Raw genomic sequence first — 5,444 nt, 5'->3', positions numbered from 1 at the left:
GGCCGAGGCCGGCGGCGAGCTCCTCGCCGTCCGCGAGGCGGTCGCCGCAACGGCCGCCGAGCTCGGCGCCGGCAAGCTGCGCCTGCTGGTCGGCAAGCCCGGCCTGGACGGCCACTCCAACGGCGCCGAGCAGATCGCGGTCCGCGCCCGCGACGCCGGCTTCGAGGTGGTCTACCAGGGCATCCGGCTCACCCCGGAGCAGATCGTCTCGGCGGCCGTCGCCGAGGACGTCCACTGCGTCGGCCTGTCCATCCTCTCGGGCGCCCACCCCGAGCTGGTGCCGGACGTCCTGCAGCGGCTGCGGCGCGCCGGGGTGGAGGATGTGCCCGTGATCGTCGGTGGCATCATCCCCGCTGCGGACGCCGAGGCCCTCAAGGCCGCCGGTGTCGCCGCGGTCTTCACCCCGAAGGACTTCGGCATCACCACCATCATCGGCCGGATCGTGGACGAGATCCGGCTGGCCAACAGGCTCCAGCCGTGGGCCGCGACCACCCACGCGACCAGCTGACCCGGAAGGACGAACCACCCCCCATGACTGTCAACCGCCTCCGGCCCCGCCGTTCCTGCCTCGCCGTACCGGGCAGCAACCCGCGCTTCCTGGAGAAGGCCCAGGGCCTGCCCGCCGACCAGGTCTTCCTCGACCTGGAGGACGCCTGCGCCCCGCTGGTCAAGGAGAGCGCCCGGCACAACATCGTCGACGCGCTGAACAACGGCGACTGGGGCAAGAAGACCAAGGTCGTCCGGGTCAACGACTGGACCACCCACTGGACGTACCGCGACGTGATCACGGTCGTCGAGGGCGCCGGCCCGAACCTCGACTGCATCATGCTGCCGAAGGTCCAGGACGCCGAGCAGGTCAAGGCGCTCGACCTGCTGCTCACCCAGATCGAGAAGACCATGGGCTTCGAGGTCGGCAAGATCGGCATCGAGGCGCAGATCGAGAACGCCAAGGGCCTGATCAACGTCGACGCGATCGCCGAGGCCTCGCCCCGGCTGGAGACGATCATCTTCGGCCCGGCCGACTTCATGGCCTCGATCAACATGAAGTCGCTGGTCGTCGGCGAGCAGCCGCCCGGCTACGACGCGGACGCGTACCACTACATCCTGATGCGCATCCTGATGGCCGCCCGCGCCAACGACCTGCAGGCCATCGACGGCCCCTACCTGCAGATCCGCAACGCCGAGGGGTACAAGGCGGTGGCCCGCCGCGCCGCCGCCCTCGGCTTCGACGGCAAGTGGGTGCTCCACCCGGACCAGGTCGCCGCCGCGAACGAGATCTTCTCGCCCTCGCAGGAGGACTACGACCACGCCGAGCTGATCCTCGACGCCTACGACTGGTGCACCTCCGAGGCCGGCGGCGCCAAGGGCTCCGCGATGCTCGGCGACGAGATGATCGACGAGGCCAGCCGCAAGATGGCCCTGGTCATCGCCGGCAAGGGCCGCGCCGCGGGCATGGAGCGCACCTCCAAGTTCGAGCCCCCGCAGGCCTGACCCGCCCCTCCCCTCCCTTCCGAGGCTTCCTAAGGACATCCCCATGCAGTTCGGACGCACCTACGAAGAGTTCGAGGTCGGCGCGGTCTACAAGCACTGGCCCGGAAAGACGGTCACCGAGTACGACGACCACCTCTTCTGCCTGCTCACCATGAACCACCACCCCCTCCACATGGACATCAACTATGCGGAGAACACGACGGACTTCGGCAAGAACGTCGTGGTGGGCAACTACATCTACTCCCTGCTCCTCGGCATGTCCGTGCCGGACGTCTCCGGCAAGGCCATCGCCAACCTGGAGATCGAGTCGCTGCGCCACGTCGCCCCGACCTTCCACGGCGACACCATCTACGGCGAGACGACCGTCCTCGACAAGTGGCCGTCCAAGTCCAAGGACGACCGCGGCATCGTCTACGTCGAGACCAAGGGCTACAAGCAGGACGGCACGGTCGTCTGCATCTTCCGCCGCAAGGTAATGGTGCCGACCGAGACGTACATCAAGGAGCGCGGCGGCGAGCAGCCCGGCAGGCCCACGCCCGCCTCCTGAGACCCCGGCTGGGCAGGCCGCCGTCATCGGCCGCGCCCACTCCGGCACGGGGGCCCGGCTGCCGCAGCCACGCCGGCCGGGCCCCCGACAATCCCCCTCCCCCGCTGCCGCGGGACCCCACCCTCATGCCACAGATTCGGAGCCGCACGATGGGACGCCTCGCACAGACCGACGGCCTCACCGAGATCCAGCGGGACATCCTCGCCACCGTGCGGGACTTCGTCGACAAGGAGATCATCCCGGTCGCGACGGAGCTGGAGCACAAGGACGAGTACCCGACCGCGATCGTCGAGGGGATGAAGCAGCTCGGCCTCTTCGGCCTGACCATCCCCGAGGAGTTCGGCGGTCTGGGCGAGTCCCTGCTGACCTACGCCCTGGTGGTCGAGGAGATCGCCCGCGGCTGGATGTCGGTCTCCGGCATCGTGAACACCCACTTCATCGTGGCGCACATGATCAACGCGCACGGCACCCAGGAGCAGAAGGACTACTTCCTGCCCAAGATGGCCGCCGGCGAGCTGCGCGGCGCCTTCTCGATGTCCGAGCCGGCCCTCGGCTCCGACGTCTCCGCCATCTCCACCAAGGGCGTCAGGGACGGCGACTTCTACGTCCTCAACGGCCAGAAGATGTGGCTGACCAACGGCGGCACCTCCAGCGTGGTCGCGGTCCTCTGCAAGACCGACGAGGGCGGCAACACCCCGTACAAGAACATGACCACCTTCCTGATCGAGAAGACCCCGGGCTTCGGGCCGAACGAGACCGTTCCCGGCCTGACCGTCCCGGGCAAGATCGAGAAGATGGGCTACAAGGGCGTCGACACCACCGAGCTGGTGCTGCAGGACGTCCGCATCCCGGCCGACCGGATCCTCGGCGGCGTCCCGGGCAAGGGCTTCTACCAGATGATGGACGGCGTCGAGGTCGGCCGCGTCAACGTCGCCGCCCGCGGCTGCGGTGTCGCCCGCCGCGCCTTCGAGCTGGGCATCTCCTACGCCCAGCAGCGCACCACCTTCGGCAAGAAGATCGCCGAGCACCAGGCGATCCAGTTCAAGCTCGCCGAGATGGCCACCAAGGTCGAGGCCGCCCACCAGATGATGGTGATGGCCGCCCGCAAGAAGGACAGCGGCGAGCGCAACGACCTCGAGGCCGGCATGGCGAAGTACCTCGCCTCCGAGTACTGCAAGGAGGTCGTCGAGGACGCCTTCCGCATCCACGGCGGCTACGGCTTCTCCAAGGAGTACGAGATCGAGCGCCTCTACCGGGAGGCCCCGATGCTGCTCATCGGTGAAGGTACTGCGGAGATCCAGAAGATGATCGTCGGGCGCCGGCTGCTCGAGGAGTACCGCCTGGCCGACTGACCGGCCCCGATCAGAACTTTCCGGATGGTCGAGGACGGGCGTGCGGGCCCGTCCGGAACCGCCCGGCGTACCGCGACGGCCTGGTCAGCCGACGGGGGGCCGGTACGGCGGGCCCGGAGGCGGCCGCACGGCGTGTACCAGCAGGTGCGCGCCCTGCGGCCGCTTCCGCACACCCCGACACGGACCGGGACACACCGAAGGGCCCGCGTCCGTGAGACGTGGGTCACGCGCCACGCCCGACCCCTTGGGGAACCTCCCCGGCTCGGCTACGGTCGTATACATAGCAGGCATGGCCTGGCACCGTGCCCCGCACCTCCACGAACAGGCGGCTTGCCCACCTACCGCCTGGTCCCGATAGCATCCACCGGGACAGCGTCCCCATGTACCCGATCCCCGCGGTGGCCCCCGTCCAGCGGCCATGATCCCCCGCGACTAAGGTCTTCGATGCCCATCAGCCCGTCCCCTCACACCTCCGTCCCGGACGGCGTCCTCGGCGCCGCTCCGACGGTCGGTCGGCGTCCGCGCGTGACGATCGCGCGCGGCGCGACCCCCTGGTTCGCCCCGACCCTGGCCACCGCCGCCGTGACGACCGCCCTCACCCGGCGCAACGGCGCGTGGGCCCTGGCGGCCGTTCCGGCCTGCGTCCTCGGCGCGGGCATGCTGTGGTTCTTCCGCGACCCGGAGCGTGAGATCGGCACCGGCAGAGTGATCTCGCCGGCGGACGGCGTGGTGCAGTCGATCGACGCCTGGCCGGACGGCCGGACCCGGGTGGCCATCTTCATGAGCCCGCTCAACGTGCACGTCAACCGCGCCCCGCTGCCGGGCACCGTGACGTCCGTGGAGCACGTGGCCGGCGGCTTCGTCCCGGCGTTCAACAAGGACAGTGACCAGAACGAGCGGGTCGTCTGGCACTTCGACACCGAGCTCGGCGACATCGAGATGGTGCAGATCGCGGGGGCCGTGGCCCGCCGCATCGTGCCGTACGTGGACGCCGGCACCAAGGTCGAGCAGGGCGAGCGGATCGGCCTGATCCGCTTCGGCTCCCGCGTCGACACGTACCTGCCGGCCGGCGTCGAGGTCGGCGTCGAGGTCGGCCAGAAGACCACAGCCGGGGTGACGCGCCTTGACCGTGACTGATCCTGAGACTCTCGTCGGCCTCGGTGACGAGGAGGCGACGGAGCTGCGGCGCCGCCGTTGGGCGCGCGACCGCGAACTGCGGGCGCCCCGTTCGCCGCAGCACCTGTCCACCGCCGACTTCCTGACCCTGGGGAACGCCGTCTGCGGCTTCCTGGCGATCTACTCGATCACCACCGGGGTCCTGATGCCGCACCTCACCGGTGAGACCACCTCGCCGAACCGCAACAGCGCCGCCACCGCGGTGACGCTGCTGCTGATCGGCTCCATGTGCGACCTGTTCGACGGCCTGGTGGCCCGCAAGCTGCGCTCCTCGGCGCTGGGCGCGGAGCTGGACAACCTGGCCGACCTGATCAGCTTCGGCATCGCCCCGGCGTACTTCGTGGCGGTCTGGGGCATCGTGTCGCCGGACAGCAACCAGCAGCTCTCGGCGTTCATCGCGCTGACCGTCCTGCTGGCGGTGGTGCTGCGGCTCGCCCGGTTCTCGGCGGTCAAGATGCGGCCGGGGATCTTCCAGGGCATGCCCTGCCCGATGGGCGCGATGACGGTGATCGCCATCGTGCTCCTCGACCCGCCGTTCGTCCCCGGTCTGCTGATGATCTTCGGTGTGGCGTACCTGATGGTCAGCCGCATCGAGTACCCGAAGCCGCAGGGCCTGCTGGCCACCGCCACCCTCTGCTGGATCGTCGTCTCCATCGGCTGCCTGGCGGCCTGGGCGGCCGGTCTGCCGGGCGGCGACATGCTGATGCACATCGGCGCGATCGCCCAGATCACGCTCGCCGCCATGGCGCCGCTGCTGGTCATCCGCCGCAAGGTCGGCGAGAAGGTCGGCGACGTGCGCGCCCGGCGCGCGGAGTCCCGCGGCTGCTGAGGCACCCGGAGCGCCCGACGCGAAGGGCCCGGATCCCCTGGGGGATCCC

Annotated in this window: 6 protein-coding genes; all 6 read left to right on the top strand. The window is 69.9% G+C overall.

The genetic code is table 11. The annotated features are described in order from the left end of the window. On the top strand, positions 1 to 508 hold a 508-nt coding region (locus tag ACFV0G_RS34305; RefSeq protein ID WP_380556421.1), incomplete at its 5' end, for a cobalamin B12-binding domain-containing protein. Between the two features lie 23 nt (positions 509 to 531). Next, on the top strand, positions 532 to 1,491 hold the full coding sequence (locus ACFV0G_RS34300) for an HpcH/HpaI aldolase/citrate lyase family protein (RefSeq protein ID WP_380556419.1): 960 nt from the start codon (positions 532 to 534) through the stop codon (positions 1,489 to 1,491). A 43-nt stretch (positions 1,492 to 1,534) separates the two neighbouring features. After that, positions 1,535 to 2,038, top strand: a complete 504-nt coding sequence (locus tag ACFV0G_RS34295) for a MaoC family dehydratase (RefSeq protein WP_095872689.1) — start codon at positions 1,535 to 1,537, stop codon at positions 2,036 to 2,038. 149 nt (positions 2,039 to 2,187) lie between these two features. Continuing rightward, the gene (locus tag ACFV0G_RS34290) at positions 2,188 to 3,390 is read left to right on the top strand and encodes an acyl-CoA dehydrogenase family protein (protein WP_380556417.1); all 1,203 of its coding nucleotides are present in this window, start codon (positions 2,188 to 2,190) and stop codon (positions 3,388 to 3,390) included. Positions 3,391 to 3,834: 444 nt separating this feature from the next. After that, positions 3,835 to 4,527, top strand: coding sequence for a phosphatidylserine decarboxylase (locus ACFV0G_RS34285; RefSeq protein WP_380556415.1), 693 nt, complete (start codon positions 3,835 to 3,837; stop codon positions 4,525 to 4,527). Beyond that, entirely contained in the window at positions 4,514 to 5,395 is an 882-nt protein-coding gene (locus ACFV0G_RS34280) for a CDP-alcohol phosphatidyltransferase family protein (RefSeq protein WP_380556413.1), read from the top strand. The genes ACFV0G_RS34285 and ACFV0G_RS34280 overlap by 14 nt, the downstream gene beginning before the upstream one ends. Positions 5,396 to 5,444 lie beyond the last annotated feature (49 nt).

The organism is Kitasatospora sp. NPDC059571, from assembly GCF_042735675.1.
Lineage (GTDB): Bacteria > Actinomycetota > Actinomycetes > Streptomycetales > Streptomycetaceae > Kitasatospora.
The sequence above is the reverse complement of the archived record's forward strand: the minus strand, read 5'-3'. Positions and strand labels throughout refer to the sequence as shown.

Excerpts from the sequence above, each read along its gene's own strand:
- ACFV0G_RS34300 (WP_380556419.1), top strand. The coding sequence starts at position 532 with ATGACTGTCAACCGCCTCCGGCCCCGCCGTTCCTGCCTCGCCGTACCG.
- ACFV0G_RS34295 (WP_095872689.1), top strand. The coding sequence starts at position 1,535 with ATGCAGTTCGGACGCACCTACGAAGAGTTCGAGGTCGGCGCGGTCTAC.
- ACFV0G_RS34290 (WP_380556417.1), top strand. The coding sequence starts at position 2,188 with ATGGGACGCCTCGCACAGACCGACGGCCTCACCGAGATCCAGCGGGAC.
- ACFV0G_RS34285 (WP_380556415.1), top strand. The coding sequence starts at position 3,835 with ATGCCCATCAGCCCGTCCCCTCACACCTCCGTCCCGGACGGCGTCCTC.